15 protein-coding genes are annotated in these 20,619 nt (G+C 69.2%); 11 read left to right on the top strand and 4 right to left on the bottom strand.

All coding sequences use genetic code 11. The annotated features are described in order from the left end of the window. The first annotated feature begins 54 nt into the window (after positions 1-54). From ACZ6TI_RS27130 to ACZ6TI_RS27105, 6 genes are all read left to right on the top strand, one after another. Complete coding sequence (locus ACZ6TI_RS27130; RefSeq protein WP_465347963.1) at positions 55-1,506, top strand: glycosyltransferase family 39 protein; 1,452 nt, start codon at positions 55-57, stop codon at positions 1,504-1,506. A 130-nt stretch (positions 1,507-1,636) separates the two neighbouring features. Then, the gene (locus ACZ6TI_RS27125; RefSeq protein WP_465347962.1) at positions 1,637-2,920 is read left to right on the top strand and encodes a caspase family protein; all 1,284 of its coding nucleotides are present in this window, start codon (positions 1,637-1,639) and stop codon (positions 2,918-2,920) included. A 155-nt stretch (positions 2,921-3,075) separates the two neighbouring features. Then, positions 3,076-3,864 carry an SCO2525 family SAM-dependent methyltransferase gene (locus ACZ6TI_RS27120; protein WP_465347961.1) on the top strand — a complete coding sequence of 263 codons (789 nt, stop codon included), beginning with the start codon at positions 3,076-3,078 and terminating at the stop codon, positions 3,862-3,864. Between the two features lie 51 nt (positions 3,865-3,915). Further along, positions 3,916-5,748 (top strand): SCO2524 family protein, encoded by a 1,833-nt coding sequence (locus ACZ6TI_RS27115; RefSeq protein WP_465347960.1) that lies wholly within the window; start codon positions 3,916-3,918, stop codon positions 5,746-5,748. 1 nt (position 5,749) lies between these two features. Next, the gene (locus tag ACZ6TI_RS27110) at positions 5,750-6,664 is read left to right on the top strand and encodes an SCO2523 family variant P-loop protein (RefSeq protein ID WP_465347959.1); all 915 of its coding nucleotides are present in this window, start codon (positions 5,750-5,752) and stop codon (positions 6,662-6,664) included. Position 6,665: 1 nt separating this feature from the next. Then, on the top strand, positions 6,666-7,595 hold the full coding sequence (locus ACZ6TI_RS27105) for an SCO2522 family protein (protein WP_465347958.1): 930 nt from the start codon (positions 6,666-6,668) through the stop codon (positions 7,593-7,595). 838 nt (positions 7,596-8,433) lie between these two features. Here ACZ6TI_RS27105 and ACZ6TI_RS27100 read toward each other — a convergent pair. After that, positions 8,434-9,288: an SCO2521 family protein gene (locus tag ACZ6TI_RS27100; protein ID WP_465348081.1), complete on the bottom strand. Its 855-nt coding sequence runs from the start codon at positions 9,286-9,288 to the stop codon at positions 8,434-8,436. 140 nt (positions 9,289-9,428) lie between these two features. Next, entirely contained in the window at positions 9,429-9,896 is a 468-nt protein-coding gene (locus tag ACZ6TI_RS27095) for a MarR family winged helix-turn-helix transcriptional regulator (protein ID WP_465348080.1), read from the bottom strand. Positions 9,897-10,058: 162 nt separating this feature from the next. Here ACZ6TI_RS27095 and ACZ6TI_RS27090 point away from each other — a divergent pair, with 162 nt between their 5' ends. The 5 genes from ACZ6TI_RS27090 to ACZ6TI_RS27070 all read left to right on the top strand — a co-directional run bounded on the left by ACZ6TI_RS27090 (position 10,059) and on the right by ACZ6TI_RS27070 (position 18,548). Next, entirely contained in the window at positions 10,059-11,579 is a 1,521-nt protein-coding gene (locus ACZ6TI_RS27090) for an aldehyde dehydrogenase family protein (RefSeq protein ID WP_465347957.1), read from the top strand. Between the two features lie 148 nt (positions 11,580-11,727). Continuing rightward, positions 11,728-12,222 (top strand): (2Fe-2S)-binding protein, encoded by a 495-nt coding sequence (locus tag ACZ6TI_RS27085; protein WP_465348079.1) that lies wholly within the window; start codon positions 11,728-11,730, stop codon positions 12,220-12,222. Further along, the gene (locus ACZ6TI_RS27080) at positions 12,219-13,199 is read left to right on the top strand and encodes an FAD binding domain-containing protein (protein WP_465347956.1); all 981 of its coding nucleotides are present in this window, start codon (positions 12,219-12,221) and stop codon (positions 13,197-13,199) included. The genes ACZ6TI_RS27085 and ACZ6TI_RS27080 overlap by 4 nt, the downstream gene beginning before the upstream one ends. Further along, on the top strand, positions 13,196-15,370 hold the full coding sequence (locus ACZ6TI_RS27075; protein ID WP_465347955.1) for a xanthine dehydrogenase family protein molybdopterin-binding subunit: 2,175 nt from the start codon (positions 13,196-13,198) through the stop codon (positions 15,368-15,370). Before ACZ6TI_RS27080 ends, ACZ6TI_RS27075 begins: the two co-directional genes overlap by 4 nt. Positions 15,371-15,584: 214 nt before the next feature. After that, a complete protein-coding gene (locus ACZ6TI_RS27070) occupies positions 15,585-18,548 on the top strand; it encodes a glycosyl hydrolase 115 family protein (RefSeq protein ID WP_465347954.1) in 2,964 nt (987 codons plus the stop codon). 25 nt (positions 18,549-18,573) lie between these two features. Here the strand turns inward: ACZ6TI_RS27070 and ACZ6TI_RS27065 are convergent, their stop codons facing one another. Next, a complete protein-coding gene (locus ACZ6TI_RS27065) occupies positions 18,574-19,374 on the bottom strand; it encodes an ATP-binding cassette domain-containing protein (protein WP_465347953.1) in 801 nt (266 codons plus the stop codon). A gap of 55 nt (positions 19,375-19,429) precedes the next feature. Beyond that, positions 19,430-20,608 (bottom strand): aldose epimerase family protein, encoded by a 1,179-nt coding sequence (locus tag ACZ6TI_RS27060; protein WP_465347952.1) that lies wholly within the window; start codon positions 20,606-20,608, stop codon positions 19,430-19,432. Positions 20,609-20,619 lie beyond the last annotated feature (11 nt).

Genomic DNA, 20,619 nt, shown 5'->3' with positions numbered 1-20,619 from the left:
CGGGGAGGTCACGACGGCACGTGAGCGCTGCGGGCGCATTCGTTAGCCTGCCTTGTGCGTCGCATTCGTCCTGAGTGGTTCGTGGCCGCCGCGCTGCTGGTGCTGCTGTTGCTGACCAGCTCGCGATATGGCTGGCATCGCGACGAGCTCTATTTCGTGGTGGCCGGGCGGCATCCCGCGTGGGGTTATCCGGACCAGCCGCTGCTGACGCCGCTGGTGGCGGCCGCGCTGGACCGGGTCGGCCGCGGCTCGCTGGTCGTCCTGCGGTCGGCGGCGGCGCTGGCGGCGGCCGCGACCGTGGTGCTGACCGGTGTGATCGCGGGTCTGCTGGGCGGCACGGACCGGGCGCGGCTGGTGGCCTCGGGCATGTGGGCGGTGGGCGCGGCCGCGTTGATCACCGGTCATCTTCTCAGCACCGCCACGTTCGACGTGATGTTCACCGCCGGCGTGATCGCCTGCCTGCTCAGGGCGCTGACCGCCGAGCGGCCCGGCTGGCTGCTCGCGGCCGGCGCGGTGCTGGCCGTCGGGTTGCTGAACAAAATGGTGATCGGCCTCGTGATCGCGTTGATCTGCGCGGCGCTGCTGATCCTGGGGCCGCGGCGGCCGTTGCTCAGGTGGCACGCCTTCGCCGGTGGCCTGATCGCGGTGCTGGGCGCGCTGCCATACCTGCTCTGGCAGTCGGCGCACGGCTGGCCGCAGTCCGACGTGGCGGCCTCCATCGCCGGTGACGACAACTGGATCGGGGTCCTGCCACTGCAGCTGGTGCTTGTGTCGATCTTCCTGACGCCGTTTCTCGGCGCCGGGCTCGTGCGTCTGCTGCGGCGTGACGCCGGTCCGGCACGTGCTTTCGGGTACGCGTACCCGGCGCTGCTCGTGCTCGTCCTCGCGACCGGCGGCAAGGGCTACTACGCGGCCGGAATGCTGCCGTTGATCGCGGCCTCGGCCGGCATCGCGACCGACGCGTGGCTGGCCCGCGGCCGGCGTCGGCTGCGCACCGCGCTGCTGGCCGCCGCGATCGGAGTGTCGCTGGTGCTCAACGCTCTCAACGGCCTGGCGCTCACCCCGGCCGCGCGACTGCAGGAAAGCGGCATCAACGAGCTGAACCCGGAGGCGGGCGAGCAGGTCGGCTGGCCGGAGTTCCAGGACGCGGTCCGCGCCGCGGTGCGCACACTGCCCGCCGAGGAGCAGGCGCGCGCGGTGGTATTCGCTTCCAACTACGCCGAGGCCGCCGCGGTGGACCTGGGCCGCGGCCTGCCGCCGGCCTACAGCGGACACAACGGGTACGCGTTCTGGCCGCCGCCGGCCTCGGCCACCGGCCCGGTGATCCTGACCGGTTACGCCCCCGGCTTCGGCGCGAGCCGGTATTTCACCGGTTGCCGGCCGGCAGGCAGAGTCGACAACGGGTACCGGCTGGAGAACGACGAACAGGGCGCAGACCTGCAGATCTGTGACGGCCCAGTGGGCGGCTGGACTAAGGTCTGGCCATCGCTCATTCACTACGACTAGAGGACTGCCTCCACAAAGTCCCAGGAAGGCAGTGTGCTGGCGCCTGCAGGCCGGCGTCCGGTTGCGGAACTGGAGCGACCGTCCGCTTACACTGGGGCGTCTCGCACACTGGTGGTGGAGGTCGTCCCTGATGACAGGCCGGCGCAGGGCCTTGATCGTCGCGAACGGCGTCTACGACCACGAGGGCCTCAAGCAGCTGCGGTCCCCGCGCGCGGATGCCACCGCGCTGGCCGAGGTTCTGGGTGACGCGGAGATCGGCGGGTTCGAGGTCGAGGTCGTGGCCGACGAGTTCTCGAACCGCATCGCGGAGCGGATAGACGACTTCTTCGCCGAGAGCCGTCCCGCGGACCTGCTGCTCCTGCACTTCTCCTGCCACGGGCTGAAGGCCGATTCCGGCAAACTGTTCTTCGCCGCCCGTAACACGCGACCGAACCGGCTCTCCTCGACCGCGGTGCCTGCCGCCTTCGTCCAGGACTGCATGCGCTCGTCGAGGTCCGGAAGCATCGTCCTGTTCCTGGACTGCTGCTTCGGCGGGGCCTTCGGTCAGGGCGTGCAGGTGCGGGCGGCCGGCGACGTCGACGTGCGGGGCAGCCTTCCGGCCGCGCGTGGCCGGGCGGTGATCACGGCCTCGAACGCGATGGAGTACGCCTTCGAGGGCGGTCGTCTCGCCGAGGGGACGGCCCCGCGTCCGTCGGTGTTCACGTCGGTGCTGGTCGAAGGACTGGCCAGTGGGGACGCGGACCTCGACCAGGACGGCCGGGTGTCGCTGTCCGAGCTCTACGACTATGTCTTCGACCGGGTCCGGCAACGGAACCCGAATCAGACCCCGAGCCGGGACATCGAGATGCAGGGCGAGCTCTACCTGGCTCGCCGCAGGCATCCGGTCGCAGTGGCCGCCGACCTCGCGCCAGAGTTGCGGGCAGCCATCGACAACCCGTTCGCGTCGGTGCGGAGGGCCGCAGTCGAGGAACTCGCCCGGTTGCTGGCGGTCAGCAACGAGGAGTTGGCGCCCGCCGCCGGGAACGCCCTCGAACGCCTCACCAAGGACGACAGCCGGATGGTTTCAGCGGCGGCGGAGATCGCCTTGGCTGGAGGGCGCGCAGAGACGGTCGATGCCCGGGTCCACGCGGGCGACGACACGAGGGACCGCGAGGCCGAGACCCGGGACCTGGCCGAGCAGTCGCAGTGGCAGACCGTGATGTTCCTGGCGGAGGCTGGTCACAAGCTCTCCGCGGACGACCGAGTCAAGATCTCCGAGGCGCTCGGCACCCTCCGTGGCGCGCTCGGCGGCGCCGACATCGAGAAGATCAGGACCGCGTACGAGAACCTGGCGAAGGTGTCCCGGAAGGCGGGCTCCCGGCTGGTGCTGATGGCGTTGCTGAGGCTGCGCTACTCGCGGCGCCGGCAACGCTGACCGCCTCGGCCGCCGATCGGTATTGGCTGCTGAAGATCCGTTGGTGACTAATCGTCGACCAAGGCGAGACAGAGAGCAACATCGCTCGATACATTGGGACTGATCGGCGCCGCAGGGCTGCCGGTTCCCGTGTCCTCAGCTCAGGAGCGAGCCACATGCGGCAGCCCGCCGATCCGTCCCTCGTGATGCTCCCCAGTTGTCCCGGCACGGACCCCGACGAGCCCGACGGCGTCTGGGACGGCTTCGACGCCGAGTCATACCTGAAGGCCAATTACGCTCACCTGCGCGATGACGATCGCTATCTGCTCGCGGAGACGGCGAGCTTTCTGGCCGCGGTCCTGTCGCCTCAGACACCGGGCAAACAGCTGGTGGGTGTGGACGTCGGCACCGGGCCGAATCTCTATCCAAGCTTGGCCATGCTGCCGTTCTGCCGTGACGTGGATCTGTGGGAACGCAGTGCCGGCTCGTGCCGGTGGCTCACCGCGGAGGTCCGGTCCTATTCCGCCATGTGGGACGACTACTGGGACGTCGTCGCGGAGCGGCAACACCGCCCCGCGGCCGTCGACCCGAGGAAACGCCTGAGCCGAGCCGCGCGTGTGCGGCATGCCGACCTGTTCCGGCTTCCCGCCCGCGCCTGGGATGTCGGAACCATGTTCTTCACGGCCGAGTCGATCACCGATTGCCCCTCGCGCTTCGCCCTGGCCGTCTCCAGGTTCGTCGGGGCGTTGCGTCCGGGCGCACCATATGCGGCGGCGTTCATGCGCGACTCGCACGGATACCCCGTTGGCAAACAGTGGTTCCCGGCAGTTCCCGTTGACACGTCTGATGTGGAGGCACTTCTCGCGCCGCACAGTCGCGAACTCCGGGTCAGCCTGGTGATCTCGGATCCGCCGCTCCGGGAGGGCTACACCGGCATGGTCCTGGCGCTTGGTATCGCGAGTTGATGATCCGGCTTGCCCGGGTGGACGACGATGGGAAGTCGGAGGGAGGACCGCATGAAGATGCAGCCTCGGCAGGAGCTTCTGGAGATCTGGCGGGCCACGACCCAGCTCTCCCAACGCAATGGCGAGTGGCACTGGGGCGGGCGCGACGGGTCCAACTCGATCAGTGATGCCGAGCAGCTGCTCTGCCTGCTCCAGCCGGCCACCTCCGATCCCCGGTTCGCGCTCGAGCAGCCCGACGAGACCGCCGAGGATGCACTCGCCGCCCTCCGGGCCGTCGGTGACGCGGTGGAGATTCCGCAGGTGGTCGTCAGAGTCGCAGCGCAGTACCTGAAGCGGTACACCGCCGAGCACGACACGCCGATCTTCTCCGGTGGTGGCCGTTTCGTTCGTGAGGACGGCCAGGTCCCGGTCGATGACGAGAACACCATGGACGTCGTCGAGTCGTTCTCGACATCGATCACGCTGTCGCTGGCGATCATCGGCTTCGTGCGGGTCTTCCGGGCGATGGTCACCCGGCCGGTTCTCCGTGAGCAGATCGACGCGGTGGAGCAGATGGCGAGTCGCCGGCTCACCGCCGCGATGGTCGGTCTGCTTCGCAGCTTCGCAGTGAACGTCTTCGACGTCGATTCGCCCGAAGGGCGATGCCTCATCCGGACGGTCAATCAGTCAGGTCTGCCGATCCGGCGGGTGGCCGAGGAGTTCCGCCGCCGGATGCGGGACACCAGGTCCGCGCTGGGCGAGGTCGGGATCGGAAGCGGCGCCGACAGCGTCGAGGCGCTGGCCAACCCGGAGCGGCTCTTCGAATGCGGCTGGTCCTGGGGAGTGGTCAAGGACGCGCCGGAGATCGAGACCACGGAGCCGATCGGCTCTCAGCGTGATGGGACGGCGCAGAACGCTCCCTACCTCTACTTCTCGCTCACCGCCCTGGAGGGGATCGAGGAATTGTTCTCCGAGCGGACCCGGGTGCTGGGCCTGCTCAGCGAGGAGCAGCAACGCCTCTCCCGGGCACTCCAGCTGCGTTGGGACATCACGCAGCGGTACTGGTCGACGATCGCCGGTTTCGGCAACGAGCGATGGCCCCTGGAGGATCTGCCCTGGGTGACGACCGACGGGCAGGAGTCCGACTATTTCAGCCTGCTCGTCACCTCGATCACGACGCAGGACCTGATCCGCCGGTGGGCGAGCGACGCCGAACTGAACAGGGTGGCGCGCATCCTGAACGAGCTCGCCGGCCGCGCCCGGATCACTCGGCGGCCTTTCACCGAGGACGCCGCGGTTCGCCTTCACGACCCCGGCATGCTCATCGACCTCGAAGGCAGCGAGAAGGCCGGCGGCGGCCGGCTGGCGTGGCCCTGCACCGATTTCTCTCCTCTGCTGCTCCGGCGCACACTCGGTCTCGCCGCGCTGATGCGGGACACCGCCCTGCGCGGTGAACTGCTGCTGTTGGCTGACTCGGTTTGGGAGCACCTGCTCCGGCGCCGCATCGCCGACGGCCCCGCGCGCAACCTTTGGGACCAGCCGGCAAACGTGTACGGCCCGGGACTGCCCCGTTATGTGGATCCGCTGTGGTCGTACAACAGGCGGGTGACCGAGTGCCTGGTCACGGCGGCCAGTGTCCTCGGGGGCATTCCGCTGCGCAGCGAGCGGCTCGCCGATTTCGCCGCCGACCTCCTGCTCGAGGCGGAGCACGTCTACGACCAGGAACTGCTCAACGGGGCGGACACCATCGGCGTCTCCATGCGGCAACATCTGCAGGAAGTGCAGGCCAGCCTGCGCCGCGCCCGGGAAATCATCGACATCCGACCGGGCACCGCCGCCACCTTGGCCGAAGACGTGTTGCTCAAGCTGGACCGGCTGGCCGCCGCGCGCGGAGAGGTGAGGTGAGGTGCTCGTCTTCGCCGCTTCTGACAAGGGCGGCACCGGCCGGTCAGTCACGAGCTGCAACATGCTCTTCCGCCACGCGCTGGCCGGTCACGACGTCTGCTATCTGGACTTCGACTTCGGGTCTCCGACCGCGGGGAGCATCTTTCAGCTGGACGCCATTTCCCGCGGAACCACCGACGGCGGTCTGCACAGTTATCTCCTCGGGCAGGCGGCCGAACCGGTGCGGGTGGACGTCTGGAGCGAGACGGAAAGGCCGGAGTTACGCGAGCGCCCGCCGAATTCCGGAAGGCTGGTGCTGGTCCCCGGCGACCTTGGTGGGGGAGAGTTTCCCAGTGGCCCCGAGCTGGTCGAGCGCTGCACCCGGCTGCTGCTGCGCCTGGAGGAGGAGTTCGACGTCCTGCTGATCGACCTCAGCGCGGGCCGCTCGTACGCTACCGATCTGGTCCTGCGTGCCACCGCCGACCGGCGGCTCAGCGCGATGCCGGTTCGCTGGCTCATCTTTCACCGCTGGACGCGACAGCACATCGTGGCCGCCGCCGGCCTCGTCCACGGTGAACGTGGCATTTGCGATGCCGGTCGCGAGATCGGCCACGCGACCTCCATCGCCGAGTCGCTGCGGTTCGTTCGCACAGCGGTGGTCGATCTCGATTCCACCGAGCTGGCGGGCCTGCGTCCCGAACAGATCGCCTGGCTTCGGGCCTGCAACCGTGAACTGCACGAGCTGGCGAGTCGTCTCAAGATGGGCCGGACCGTCACCCTTGGCACGGCCCCGCTCGATCCGCTGCTGCAGTGGCGCGAGCAGCTCATCTCCGACGACGACGTCTGGGGCCGCAAGATTGCCAACGCCGAGACCGTCAACGCCTTCGAGGCCCTTTCCGTCGCCTTGACCGACGAAGCGGCGTGGAAGGGCCTCTGACATGACCGAGGTGACCTTCGACCAGGCCGGCGCTCGTCGCCAGGTCGAGGCGGTGCCCTACGCCCAGCTCTCGGTCGAGCTCGGGCACCTCTACCACGCCGACTACGCGGCCGGGACGGATCGTTTCCGCGAACTGTTCGCCGCCGTGTCGCCGTGGTATTCGGCGGCCGTGCAGTCGGCCGGCGTCCGGCGGGTCAGCACCTGCTATCTGGTCGACGACTATCTGCTGGAGCCGGAGCCGCCGAAGGCCGTGCTCACCGCGCTGATGGAAGCCGCCCGGGAGAATGGGGTGGCCATCGACTATCTGGTCCGGGAGTCAGCCTGTGCCGAGGCGGCCGGTGTCTCCCCGGCCGAGCTGCTGACCGGCGCCCTGGTTCCCGAGCCTCCGCCGGGAATGACCGGCGCCCGGCCGCCCGCCGCACAAGCGGGCTGGCTCGCGAACGGCCGGAGCGGCACCGTCGACCAACCGCAGGCGATGGCACCGCTCGCCCGGTGGACGCCGCCCCGGCAGAACGTGCCCGACCGGCACTCGATCTGCCTGGACGTCGAACTCTGGGACGACCGGAACGGGAAGAGAACGTACTCCTGTGCCTTTCTTGCCGCGTGCTGGCAGATGCTTCGTCTCGGCCTGCTCCGCGACGGCGGACGGGTGCCGTTCAACCCGACCGCACTGCCCGATGAGCTACCGGATCAGTGGCGTGATCTGCCGCCGATCGTGCGCCTGCGCGAACGGGCGGCGCCGTTCGCGGCGTACCGCACACTGTCGATCCTGCCCAGCCGGTTTCTTCCCGTGGAAGCGGCCGTGCGCACCATTCTCGACCAGACGGTGTTCGACGCGGTCGCGTTGCGACAGTCCGAGGATCGCGCCGCTGCGGAAGGACTGGCCCAGCTGGACCACGCCACGCGGCGCATGCGTTACGTGTTCCTGTAGGGACCCGGCTCATCGACGTCCAGTTGCACGGTGAGCACGACCGCCGTCTCGTGCAGTTCGAGAAGACAATCCACACCGTCAAGCCACAGGTCCACATTGTCTTCGATGAGGATCCGCAGGTCGGGGTGGTGATCGAAGGGCACGATGGCGTCCGGCCCGATCTGCCGCCGGACGGCCTCGGCCAGCGCCTTGGTCTCGTGCGTGCCGGTCCGGGTGAACCGCTCCGCCCGCTCGAAGAGCGCATCGATCCGATCGTTGACCGAGCGCGACAGCCATGCCACGCCGTAGATCTGGAGTCGCGGTGCGACGTGGAGGCGAAGGAACCGCCAGGTGGCCTCGGCGTCGCGCACCGCGTCGGCCGCGCCGGACCCGGTTCTGACCGTGGTGAGTAGGGCGTCCGCCACATCGGCGAACTCCGCCAGCGCGCGTGTCAGGCCGGGCCGGTGTTCCGGTTGCGCCTGGAGATCGGCGTCGAGTCCGCGCAGCCGCCTTCGCAGGTCGTCGGCGGCGCCCGGATCCGGCAGGAGTGGCGCGATGGTCTCGCTGAGCCGGTTGATGGTGAGCCGGGCGAATTCGACGGCTGCCGCACGGTCCAGACGGTTGCTCTCGGCAGCCGAGATCCGCCGGATCACGATCACGGCGATCGGCACTCCGAACAGCGCACCTACGAGCGATGAGGTGAGGTTGGTCAGAAACTCTTGTCCGGCCCACCAGCCGCGCTGGTCGCCCACGATTCCGGCCGCCGTCCCGGCAATCGCCGCAGACCACATCACCAGGGAGGTGATCCGCAGCCGCGGGCTCGTGTTGAGCCAGAGGCGCCGGAGCGGTCCGGTGTGTATCACCATGACCGTTCCGGACGGCGGTGTAGATAGCCGACGCCGATCTGGTCGCGAATCCAGTTCGCCGAGGTCTTCCACTGCCTGCTGAAGCCGGCCCGCCGGTCGAGGCCACGCCAGAGCTGGAGGTATGGATCGCCGGCACGGCTCGCCGGCATCCACAGGTGCAGCAGGTGGTCGACTATCGGCTGGAGACGTTGAGCAAGGCCATCCTCATGCCGTCGGCCGACCCCGGCCCGGTCCATCATCTGCAGCAGGCAACTCAGCAGCCAGTCGTGCAGCGCGACGTCCTCGCAGAAAGACGCGACGGCCGAGTAGCCCTCGATCCCGTCGTCCAGCAACCCGAGCCGGAGGGAACGAAGATTGGCCTCTTCGAGGCCGAAGTGGACGCGGGACACGAGGGATGGTTCGGCGAGCCAGCGCACCCGGGTGCGAGAGGTACGGAACGGTGGGCGGCGATCAAGCCGAGGGGTCGCCTGCACGATGTCCATCAGACGTGCGTTGATCGCGGCGAGGTCCAGCCCGGACGGAGGCCGGTCAGTGGCGAGAAACTCGAGGGCGGCCTGCTCGGGAATCGGCCGGCCGATGGCTTCCAGTTCTCCGGGCATGGCGAGGTATCGGGACCACTCGGTGCGCCGGCCCGACAGCCGTTGACGGATCAGGCCGAAGGACGAGGTCTGCAGCACGTGCCCGCCGACGACGGTCGACCGGGACAAGAGCGCTCCCACGACGCGTACGCCTGCGGTTGTCCCGAACCGGCAATCGATGCCGGTCAGCATTGACGGTGAGACGGCGTACCGCGTGGGCCGCTCGACGGTGCGCACGCTGTCGCCGGGCCGCAGCCGCAGGATCTCCACCACGTCCAGGGGCGGCAGAGCTGATGAGTGCTGCAGCAGCCCGGTGTGTACTTCCCCCACGAGGAGAGGTCCGCCAGATAACCCCACCCGCCCATCATGCTACGGAAAGCCAAATGTCGATAACACAGTGTCAACGGGAGTCAGTCCGGGGGAGACCAGTCGGGCAGGACGGCGATGACTTTGACCAGGAGGCCGGCCAGGCGTTCGTAGTCCTCGTCGCCCAGGCTGACGCGCAGGTGATCATCGAGGTCGGCCATGATGCGGTCGGCCTTGGCGGCCTCGCTGAGGCCCTCGGGCGTCAGGTGCAGCTCCTGGACGGTCGCGTGTCGCTCGTGCGTGCGCCGTTCCAGCCATCCACGGTCGACAAGCTTGCCGACCATCGGCTGGATGGCCTGCGGCGTCACGCCGACGACACGCGCCAGCTCAGCGGCGGTCTGACCGGGTTTGACCTGAAGGTTCACCAGGATGGCGTACAGGGAACCGGAGTTGCCGACCTTGCGCAGGGGTCGCTCTTTGACTGCCAGCATGGCCAGGTCCGCACGGCGCAGGGCGGAAGCGACCCGGCCCAGGATCTGGCTGTCGCTCGCCACCTCAACCGGCTTCTCCATCACGGTGCTCAAAGTACACCAGCCCAATGCATATCCATGGCTTGTCGCTTATCAAGTTATTGATAGTCTTCCTGTACGTTCGATCTCGCATCAAGACCTTGATACGCACCAAGAACCTGATAACGTGGAGGCGGTCAATCGATCTCGGAGTTGGGGCAGACGATGAGCGCAGACACGTTGAACACGCGGGACGGCGACCTCGGCGCGGCCGGAGCGGTGGTGGTCAGCTTCGACCAGGCGACCGGTGCGGAGTCCGCGCGCTACCCGGTCGCGGGTCCGGCCGAGGCGACGCAGGCCGTGGAAACGGCGCGTGCCGCCGCCGAGCCGTGGTGGGATCTCGGGTTCGATGGCCGCGCCGATCGTCTGCGGGCGTGGCGTCTGGACATCGTCCGCGGCGGTGACGTGCTCGCCGATCTGATCCACGCGGAGAACGGCAAGTCGGTTGAGGACGGTCTCGCCGAGGTCCTTTCCGTCGTGGCGCATCTGACGTTCGTGATCGACAACGCCGAGCGGGTGCTGGGCCGCCGTCCGGTGCCGACGCCGCCGGCGATGGACAACCAGCAGGCCTGGGTGGAGCACCTGCCATATGGGGTGGTCGGCGTCATCGGGCCTTGGAACTTCCCGCTCGGCACCCCGGGTGCGATCGTCATTCACGCGCTGGCCGCCGGCAACGCGGTCGTCTTCAAGCCCAGCCAGCTCACTCCCGGCGTGGGCGAGTGGCTGTCCCGGTCCTGGGCCCGCGCGGTGCCGGACCATCCGGACGTCCTGCAGACCATCAACGGATATGCCGGCACCGGGCAGGCGCTCATCGCCGCCGGGGTCGACAAGATCGCCTTCACCGGCAGCGTGGCCTCGGGACGTGCGGTCGCCGCGGCGTGCGCGCCGCGCCTCATCCCGATGCTGCTCGAGCTCGGCGGCAACGACGGTGTCGTGGTGGCTGAGGACGCGGATCTGGACCTTGCCGCCAAGCACATCACCTGGGGTGCGCTGCAGAACGCCGGTCTCGGCTGCATCAGCCTGGAGGTGGCGTATGTGGTCGGCGAGGTGTACGACGCCCTGGTCGACAAGATCACCGCACTGGCTGCGCGGGTGCATGCCGGCAGCGGCGTGGACGACCTCATCGGGCCCGTCCCGATGCCCGGCCAGATCTCGGTGATCGAACGGCACATCGAAGACGCCCTCGACCGCGGCGCCACCGCGGTGGTGGGTGGGCCGGCCGCGAACGGCAGCAGGTACGTGCAGCCGACGATCCTGGCCGACGTGCCGCCGGACGCGCTGGCCGCCACCGAGGAGACCTTCGGCCCGGTGCTGTCGATCGTCCGGGTGAGCGACACCGAGGAGGCGATCAGCAGGATCAACGCCGGCCCGTACGGCCTGGGCAGCGCCGTGTTCAGTCGGGACCGTGGCGTGCAGATCGCCCGCCGGCTGCGTGTCGGCATGACCAGCGTCAACGATGCCCTGGCGTTCTCGCAGATCAGCGGGCTGCCGTTCGGCGGCCGGGGAGACAGCGGTTTCGGCCGCAAACACGGCGACGAAGGGCTGCGCGAGTTCGCCTATCCGCACGCCATCTCGACCCGGACGGGACCGGCATCGGCGCCGACGACCACCTTCGACCGCCCGCCGGGCACCATGGCCGCCGCTCTCGCCGCAACGCGCGAGCGACTCGAGGACCGGCCGTCATGACCATCGCTTAGAGCAGGAGGCAGCCATGCAGGAGCCCTCATCGACGTCGATCCGGCGTCGCACGGTCCTCAAAGCAGCGACCGCAGCAGGAACGGCGTTGCCGGTGCTTGCCGGAGCGGCACCTCCGGGCGCCGCCGCCGGGCGGCCCATGATCGCCTCGGTGGGAGCCGGCCAGGCCACCGAGATCATTCTGTCGATCAACGGGGCGCACCACGAGGTGACCGTGGAGCCGCGGGTGACACTGCTCGACGCCCTGCGCGACCGGCTGGGACTCACCGGCACCAAGAAGGGGTGTGACCGCGGTGAATGCGGTGCCTGCACCGTCCTGGTCGACGGGGAACGGGTGAAGTCGTGCCTCACTCTCGCCGTCATGCGGCAGGGCAGTGAGATCACCACCGTCGAAGGGCTGGCCCGGGGCGACGATCTGCACCCGGTGCAGGAGGCGTTCATCCGGCACGACGCGTTCCAGTGCGGTGGATGCACGCCGGGCCAGATCATGTCCGCGGTCGCGTGTATCCGCGAGGGTCACGCCGGCTCCGACGACGAGGTCCGCGAGTGGATGAGCGGCAACATCTGCCGCTGTGCGGCATACCAGAACATCGTCGCGGCGGTGCGCGACGCGGGCCGGGAGATGCACGGATGAGAGCCTTCGCGTACACCGCCGTCGCGGATCCCAGCCTCGCCGTGCGACTCGCCGCGCAGCCCGGGGCCACCTACATCGCGGGCGGCACGGATCTGCTCAACCTGATGCGCGACGGCGCCGAGCACCACAGTCACCTGGTCGACATCAACCAGCTGGACGCCGCCACGGTGACTGCCGACGAGACCGGACTGCACATCGGGGCGATGGCCCGGATGCGGCAGGTCGCCGACGATCGCCGGGTAGTCACGGACTACCCGCTGCTGTCGCAAGCGCTGCTGGCCTCGGCCTCACCTCAGGTGCGGAACATGGCGTCGATCGGCGGCAATCTGTTGCAGCGCACCCGATGCGGCTATTTCCGGGACCCCGGCTCGGCCTGTAACAAGCGCACACCCGGCAGCGGCTGCCCGGCGATCGGTGGGCAGAACCGCATCCACGCCATCGTCGGCGGCAGCGAGCACTGCATCGCCACGCACCCGTCCGACCTGGCCGTGGCCCTGGTCGCCCTGGAAGCCGTCGTTCACCTGCTCGGGCCGGACGGTCCCCGCCAGGTGCCGATCGCCGACTTCCACCTGCTGCCGGGAGCCACCCCGCACCTCGAGAACGCCTTACGCCCCGGAGAGCTGATCCTGCGGGTCGACGTTCCGCGGAGCCCGCTGACGGCGAACTCTCGATATCTCAAGCTGCGCGATCGGGCCTCGTTCGAATTCGCGGTCGTGTCCGTGGCCGCTGCTTTGCGCTTGCAGCGCGGCCGGGTGCAGGACATCCGGCTCGCGTTCGGCGGCATCGGCACCAAGCCGTGGCGATCGCGGGAGGCCGAAGCGGCCCTGCGTGGCCGGCCGCTGACCGCGGACAGTGTCGGCGACGCCGGGCGTGCGCTGGTGAGCGGCGCCGATCCCGGACGGGAGAACGGGTTCAAGGTGGAACTGGTGCAGCGCGCGCTCGCCGGTGTGCTCAACGAATGGAGGGAGATCCGGTGAGCAGGCTGGTGGGGCGCGATGTCGCCCGCGTCGACGGCCGGGCGAAGGTCACCGGCGCCGCGAAGTACGCGGCGGACCAGGCCGCGGACAACCGACTGTACGGCTTCTTGGTGGCGAGTACGGTCACCCGCGGGGAGGTCACCGGCATCGACGCCGACGAGGCCCGGGCGATGCCGGGAGTGGTCGCCGTCCACACCCACCGCGAGATGCCGCGGTTCGATGTCTCCGAGGGCTTCTACCTCAAGGGATTCGTCCCGATGCAGGGCACCGAGATCCACCACAACGGCCAGCCGGTCGCCATGGTCGTCGCCGAGACCATGGAGCAGGCCCGCGACGCCGCCGCTCGGGTCCGGGTCAGCTACCGGGTCGATCCGCACAGGCTGACCATCGCCGAGGCGCGTGACGACGCCTACCTCCCGCCGCCGATGTTCGGGGAGCCGAACGAGATCACCCGAGGTGACGCCGCTGCCGCTCTGGCAGACTCGGCGGTGCGCGTCGGGCACAGCTACACAGCGCCGACGCACCATCACAACCCGATCGAGCCGCACGCCACCACCGCGGTCTGGGACGGCGACCGCCTGATCCTCCACGAGAGCTCGCAGGCGGTGGTGACGTTCCGGGACACGCTGGCCGGCGCATTCGGGGTGCCGCCGGACAACGTGCGGGTGATCGCGCCTTACCTCGGCGGCGGGTTCGGCACGAAGGGCGTCGTCTGGCCGCACACGCTGCTGACGGCGGCCGCCGCCCGGCTCACCGGCCGGCCGGTGACGACCGTGCTGACCCGGGCCCAGATGTACACCGGCACCGGCCATCGCACCGAATTCCACCAGCGGATCCGGCTCGGCGCCCGGCGCGACGGCAAGCTGAACGCCATCGTGCACGACACGATCGCCCAGCTCACCGGCACGGACGAGAACATGTTCAACTCCAGCATCGCCACCCACACGCTGTACGCCTGCAAGAACGTCCACGTGCGTCAGCTGGGCGTCCGGCTGGACCTGCCCACCGGTTGCTGGATGCGCTCGCCCGACATGTCGGCGCAGTTCGCACTCGAGACGGCACTCGACGAGCTGAGCTACGAGGTCGGCGTCGACCCGGTGGACCTGCGGCTGCGCAACTACGCGACAGTGGACCAGAACACCGGCGACCGGTTCACCGGCAAGCACCTCGCCCAGTGCTACCAGATGGGCGCGGACAAGTTCGGGTGGCGGCGGCGGGAGCGCCGGCCCGGCGCCACCCGGGACGGCGACGAATACGTCGGCTGGGGGATGGCCACGGAAACACACACCTACGGCAACTTCCCGGCCAGTGCGGGGGTCACTCTCGACACGGACGGCCGGGCCCGCGTCGCGGTGGCGACCCAAGACATCGGTACGGGCACGTACACGGTGATCTCGCAGGTCGCCGCCGACGCGCTCGCTCTGCCACTGGGCCGGGTGAGCACCGTGCTCGGCGACACGATCCTCCCGCCCGCGGGCAGCTCGTCCATCTCGTCCACGATGCCGAGTGTGATCCCGTCGGTGGACCGCGCCGGCCGTGACGTCCGGGCCGCCGTGATCCGTCTCGCCGTCGGCGATCCGAAATCACCGCTCTACCGCGTGCCGCCGGAGAGAGTCGCCGCGTCCGGCGGCCGGCTCACCGACTCCGCCGATCCTTCGCGGTCGGACACCTACCGCAACGTGATGCGCCGCCACGGCAAGCCCGTGGAGGTCGTCGCCACGGTCGAGAACACGCCGGGCCACACGTACGGCGCGGTCTTCGTCGAGGTCCGGGTGCACCGGCGGTACGGCAACGTGCGGGTCACCCGCGTCGTCGGCGCGTACGACGTCGGCCGGGTGCTGAACCGGCGCACCCTCCGCAGCCAGGTCATCGGCGGCGTCACCTGGGGCATCGGCTACGCGCTCATGGAACACACCCTGGTCGACCAGGCCAGCGGCCGGGTGGTCAACCCGAACCTGTCGACCTATCTCGTGCCGGTCAACGCCGACGCACCGCCAAGCATCGAGGCGCTGTTCGTCGACGAGCCCGACCCGGGCAGCGCCGGACTCGGCGCCAAAGGCTTCGGAGAGACACCCATCACCGGCGTTGCGGTGGCGATCGGGAACGCGATCTTCCACGCCACCGGCCGGCGCCTGCGGGACCTGCCGTTCACCCAGGACAAGCTGCTGTAGGAGAGCTGTCCGCCTTTCTCGCGGATCATGATGACGAGCTTGGTCCCGCCGGAAGTTCCGATGACATCCGGAGGGTTGGGTGCCCGGCAATCAGCCGTCGATCCTTGATTGTTTCCGGCAAGATCCGCACCTCCTTGCCTTGACGACATTGACGCTCGCCTCTACGTTACGAGTTTCGACGCCTGTTGTTTCCGAAACTTCCGGGAGGCCGACGATGCGTCCGACCGCAGCGCTCGCGCTCGTACTCCTCGCCCCGCTCCTGGCCGTTCCCATCGCCCAGCCGGCGCTCGCCGGCGATCCGGATGCCTCCGACTACATCGCGACGACCCCCGGGCCGGGCCGGTTTCCGTTGGTGGGCGCGCCGATCGTGGTCAGCCGGGCCGACCACGCGGGGGTCATCCGGGTGGTCGACGACCTGCAGTCCGACCTCGAGAAGGTGACCGGCGTCCGGCCGGAGGTCGGCCACGACGAGATCCCGGGCGGCCGCGACCCGGTCATCGTCGGCACGATCGGCAAGAGCCCGCTGATCGACCGGATCATCGCCCGCGGCAAGCTCGACGTGCGAGGCGTCCGCGGCAACTGGGAGACCACCGTCGAACAGGTCGTCGCCGACCCGTTGCCCGGCGTCGAGCGGGCCTTCGTGATCGCCGGCAGCGACCAGCGCGGCACCATCTACGGTGTCTACGACCTGTCCCGCAACATCGGCGTCTCGCCGTGGTCCTTCTGGGACGACGTCCCGGCGGCCCGGCACGACCGGCTCTACGTGCGGCCCGGCCGGCACACCCAGGGCACCCCCGCGGTGAAGTACCGCGGTTTCTTCATCAACGACGAGAACCCGGCCACCGGCACGTGGGCGCCGCGCTACTTCGGGCCGGGCAAGGCGCCCGGCTATCCGGGCGGGCTGAACAGCGCCTACTTCGCCAAGGTCTTCGAGACCATGCTCCGGCTCAAGGCGAACTATCTGTGGCCGGCCGTGTGGGGCCGGGCGTTCGCCGAGGACGACCCGCAGAACCACGCCACCGCGAGCTTCTACGGCGTGGTGATGGGCACCTCGCACGAGGCGCCGATGATGCGCGGCATCGAGGAGTGGAACCGGCATCCCACCGGGACCGGTGAGTGGAGCTTCCGGCGCAACGCCGACGCGATCAAGGCGTACTGGCGGGACGGTGCGGAGCGAATGCGGGACCAGGACATCGAGGGCGTGATCACGCTGGGCATGCGGGGCAACGGCGACGTGAGCCTGCCGGACGGCGACGGCATCGACCTGATGTCGTCCATCATCGACAGTCAGCGGCAGATCCTGGCGGAGACCGGGCTGATCGATCGGCCCCAGGTGCAGACGCTCTACAAGGAAGTGCAGCGCTACTGGGACGGAGGCTATCGGCCGCCGGACGACGTGACGGTCGTCTTCTGCGACGACAACTGGGGCAACATGCGCAAGCTGCCGGACCCGACGCTGCCCGCCCGGTCCGGTGGGTACGGCATGTATTACCACTTCGACTACGTGGGCGACGGGCGCAACTACAAGTGGGCGGACACCACGAACCTCACCAATGCTTGGGAGCAGCTGCATCTCGCGTACACATCAGGGGTTGACCGTCTTTGGATGGTCAACGTGGGTGACCTGAAGAACGAGGAGCTCCCCACGCAGTTCTTCCTCGACTATGCCTGGAATCCCTCGGCCTGGCCGGTGGACCGGCTCGGGGAATGGCATCGGCGGTATGCCGCCCAAAACTTCGGCCCGGCTCTCGCGCCGGCGATCGGAGACCTTCTCGAGGAGTACGGCCGCCTGCAGTCACGCCGGAAGCCCGAGCTGCTCAACCGGCGAATCACGATGGATCCCGCCAAGGACCCGCGCACCGATCCGAGCGCCGTGGTCTACGACGACCAGCAGACGCCGTTCAGCCTCACCTCCTACCGCGAGATGGATCGCGTCACGGACGAGTGGCTGACGCTCGCGGCGCGCGCCGACCGCGTCCGGCGGCTGGTGCCGGCCGCCCGGCAGGACGCCTTCTACCAACTCCTTTATTACCAGGTGAAGGACACCGCGATCGTCTACGACCTGCGCCGCGCGGAGTTCCAGAACATCCGGTATGCCGGCGAGGGCCGGGCCGCGACGAACGCGCTCGCCGACCGCGCCGAGGCGCTCTTCGCCGAAGACCAGGCCATGTCGCGGTACTACAACGAGACGCTGGCCGGCGGGAAGTGGTCAGGCTGGCAGACCCAACCCAAGATCGGGTACGGCAACGTCGAGCGGTACGGCCCGAACGCGCCCTGGCAGCAGCCGGAGCTGAACAACGTGGCGCTGCCCGACGAGATCTTCCCCTACCTGAAGCGGATCACCGTGCCGTCCGCGGCGTCCCTCGGTGTGGCGCTCGACGGCGGCGACCCGGTTCGGCTGCCCTCCCTCAGCCCCTGGTCGAGCGAGCCCGCCCGGTTCATCGAGGTCTACAACAAGGGCACGACGCCGTTCGGCTACCGGATCACGCCCGGGGCGTCCTGGATCCGCGTGACGCCGGCCGCGGGCACGGTCCGGGACCAGATCCGGGCTGCGGTCACCGTCGACTGGCGGCGTGCGCCGCGCGGCGTCACGACCGTGCCGATCACCGTCACCGGGGCCGGCGCGACGACGGTGGTCCAGGTCCCGGTCGAGAATCCGACCGTGCGGCCGGGGGGCTTCCTGGAGGCCGCCGGATACGTCGCGATGGGCGCCGGCCACTACACCCGCAAGGTCGGTGATTGGCGGCTGCTGCCCGACGTCGGGAAGCTCGGCGACGGGCTCACCCCGCTCGGTGGCGCCGGCGCCCGGCTGGAATACCGGATGACGCTGACCACCACCGGCCCGGTCAACGTGTCGGCCTATCTGTCGCCGCGCAACAACACCCGTCCCACGCCCGGCCTGCGCTACGCGATTTCGGTCGACGGGGCGACGCCACAGGAGGTGAACGCGACCACGGCGACCGGCGCCAACGACACCACGATGAACCGGCAGTGGGCGCGCAACACCTCGGACAACGTCAACGTCACCACGACCACCCACCGGATCGACCGGGCCGGCCGGCACACCCTGACTTTCTGGGCGGTCGACCCGACGGTCATCCTGCAGCGGCTCGTGGTCGACACCGGAGGAGTGCGATACAGCTACCTCGGCCCACCGGAGAGCAGGAGATCCAGTTAGGTCAGGCGCCGGCCGCTGCGATCGCTCACGTCCCCTCCACGAGGGGATGGTCGGCCGCGCGGCGCCGGTCGCGGTAGCCGGCGGTCATCAGTTCGGTGAGCTCGACCACCGACGTCTGGGCGGAATCGCGGTCAAACGTGATGCGTCCCTGCTGGAGGATGTTTACCCGGTCGCACACCGACAGCGCCTGGGCGTAGTTGTGCGCGATGATGACGATCGCGATGTCCCCGCGGTCCTTCAGGCCGCGCACCAGGTCGAGGATGACGGCCGCCTCCTTTGCGCCCATCGCGGCCAGCGGCTCGTCGAGCAACAGCAGGCGCGCCTTGGAGTAGACCGAGCGCGCCACGGCGATCGCCTGCCGCTGACCGCCGGAAAGCTTGGCCGCCTCCACCGTGACATCCGGGATGTCGACCCCCATGTCGCGCAGGTGCGCCCGTGCCAGCCGCCGCATCTTTCGGTTGTCGAGCAACGGTCCAATGCGGTGTTCGCGGTTGAGGAACATGTTGTGGTAAACGCTGAGTTCGTTGACCAGCGCCAGATCCTGGTAGACGGTGTCGATGCCGAGCGAGCGCGCATGGTCGACGCTGCGCAGCGTCACGTCGACGCCATCCACGATGATCCGGCCGGCGTCCGGCCGGTGGAAACCACAGATGATCTTGATCAGGGTGGACTTTCCGGCACCGTTGTCGCCGAGCAGTCCCAGCACCTCGCCCCGTTTGACGCGCATCGTCACGTCGCGCAGAGCCGTGAGCGCACCGAACCGCTTCGCGACGTTCTCGACCCGGAGAGCGTCGGCTGGGGCCGCGCCTGTCGTCGATTCATCCACCGGGAACCTCCAAGGCAGATCGAGCCGGAGTGCGCCGGCTCGGTCCGGCGTCGCGTCATCTGGTCGTGCCGAACTGGTAGACCGTCGTCGTCTCGTATACCTGCCCCGGTCGCAACACGGTGCTCGGGAAGCTCGGCTGGTTGGGTGAGTCGGGGAAGTGCTGGGTCTCCAACGCGAATCCGTCGCCCTGCCTGTACATCCGGCCGCTGGTGCCGACGAGCGTGCCGTCCAGGAAGTTCCCGGAGTAGAACTGGATGCCCGGTTCCTCGCTCAGGATGCTCAGCACCCGGCCGCTGCGCGGCTCGACGACCCGGGCGGCCTGCACCAGGCCCGACCGGCCGTGCCGGTCCACGACGTAGTTGTGGTCGTAGCCGCGGCCGATGACGAGTTGCGGGAAGCTGTCTCGGATGCGCTCTCCGATTGCGGTCGGCCGGGTGAAGTCCATGGGTGTGCCGGCGACCGCATCGAGGTTGCCGGTCGGGATCAGCGTCGCGTCGACCGGGGTGTACCGGCTGGCGTTGAGCTGAAGCGTGTGGCCCTCGATGGTGCCCGACCCCTCACCGGCGAGGTTGAAGTACGTGTGGTTGGTGAGGTTGACGATCGTGGGCCGGTCCGTCGTGGCGTGGTACTCCATCCGGATGGCGTTGTCGCGGGTCAGCGTGTAGACGACCGTCGTGCTCAGCGTGCCGGGGTAGCCCTGGTCGAGGTGGGGGCTCGTGTAGCGCATCAGCAGGCCGACGCTGTCCCCCCGCCGGAACGGCGTGGTCACCCAGATGTGCTTGTCGAAGCCGGCGTCACCCCCGTGCAGGCTGTTGGGTGCGTTGTTGATCGGAAGCTGGTATGCGACCCCGTCGAGGGTGAACCGACCCAGCGCGATCCGGTTGGCGTAGCGGCCGGTGATGCAGCCGAAGTACGGGCTTCGTTCGACGTAGTCGGTGAGGTTGTCGAAGCCCAGGGCCACGTTCGCCGTGCGGCCCCGCCGATCGGGCACCTCGACGGTCTGGATGATTCCGCCGTAGGTCAGGATCCGTACGCGCATGCCCTTGCCGTTGGTCAGGGTGTACCGGTCGACCCGGCCTTCGGCCGTGCTGCCGAACACCTCGCGCGCGACCGTGGGCGCGCCGCCGGCGTTCACCGGCATCGGGACGAAGGCGACGGCGGTGACCACGACTGCGGCGACGGCGGCGAGCCTCCGCGCCGAACGGGTGAGCCTGGCTTCGAGGAAGGTGTGCATGACTTGCTCCC

This window comes from Actinoplanes sp. NPDC051388 (assembly GCF_055586225.1).
The sequence above is the reverse complement of the archived record's forward strand: the minus strand, read 5'-3'. Positions and strand labels throughout refer to the sequence as shown.

Excerpts from the sequence above, each read along its gene's own strand:
- ACZ6TI_RS27085 (WP_465348079.1), top strand. The coding sequence starts at position 11,728 with ATGATCGCCTCGGTGGGAGCCGGCCAGGCCACCGAGATCATTCTGTCG.
- ACZ6TI_RS27070 (WP_465347954.1), top strand. The coding sequence starts at position 15,585 with ATGCGTCCGACCGCAGCGCTCGCGCTCGTACTCCTCGCCCCGCTCCTG.
- ACZ6TI_RS27095 (WP_465348080.1), bottom strand. The coding sequence starts at position 9,896 with ATGGAGAAGCCGGTTGAGGTGGCGAGCGACAGCCAGATCCTGGGCCGG.
- ACZ6TI_RS27105 (WP_465347958.1), top strand. The coding sequence starts at position 6,666 with ATGACCGAGGTGACCTTCGACCAGGCCGGCGCTCGTCGCCAGGTCGAG.
- ACZ6TI_RS27080 (WP_465347956.1), top strand. The coding sequence starts at position 12,219 with ATGAGAGCCTTCGCGTACACCGCCGTCGCGGATCCCAGCCTCGCCGTG.
- ACZ6TI_RS27060 (WP_465347952.1), bottom strand. The coding sequence starts at position 20,608 with ATGCACACCTTCCTCGAAGCCAGGCTCACCCGTTCGGCGCGGAGGCTC.
- ACZ6TI_RS27090 (WP_465347957.1), top strand. The coding sequence starts at position 10,059 with ATGAGCGCAGACACGTTGAACACGCGGGACGGCGACCTCGGCGCGGCC.
- ACZ6TI_RS27115 (WP_465347960.1), top strand. The coding sequence starts at position 3,916 with ATGAAGATGCAGCCTCGGCAGGAGCTTCTGGAGATCTGGCGGGCCACG.
- ACZ6TI_RS27120 (WP_465347961.1), top strand. The coding sequence starts at position 3,076 with ATGCGGCAGCCCGCCGATCCGTCCCTCGTGATGCTCCCCAGTTGTCCC.
- ACZ6TI_RS27125 (WP_465347962.1), top strand. The coding sequence starts at position 1,637 with ATGACAGGCCGGCGCAGGGCCTTGATCGTCGCGAACGGCGTCTACGAC.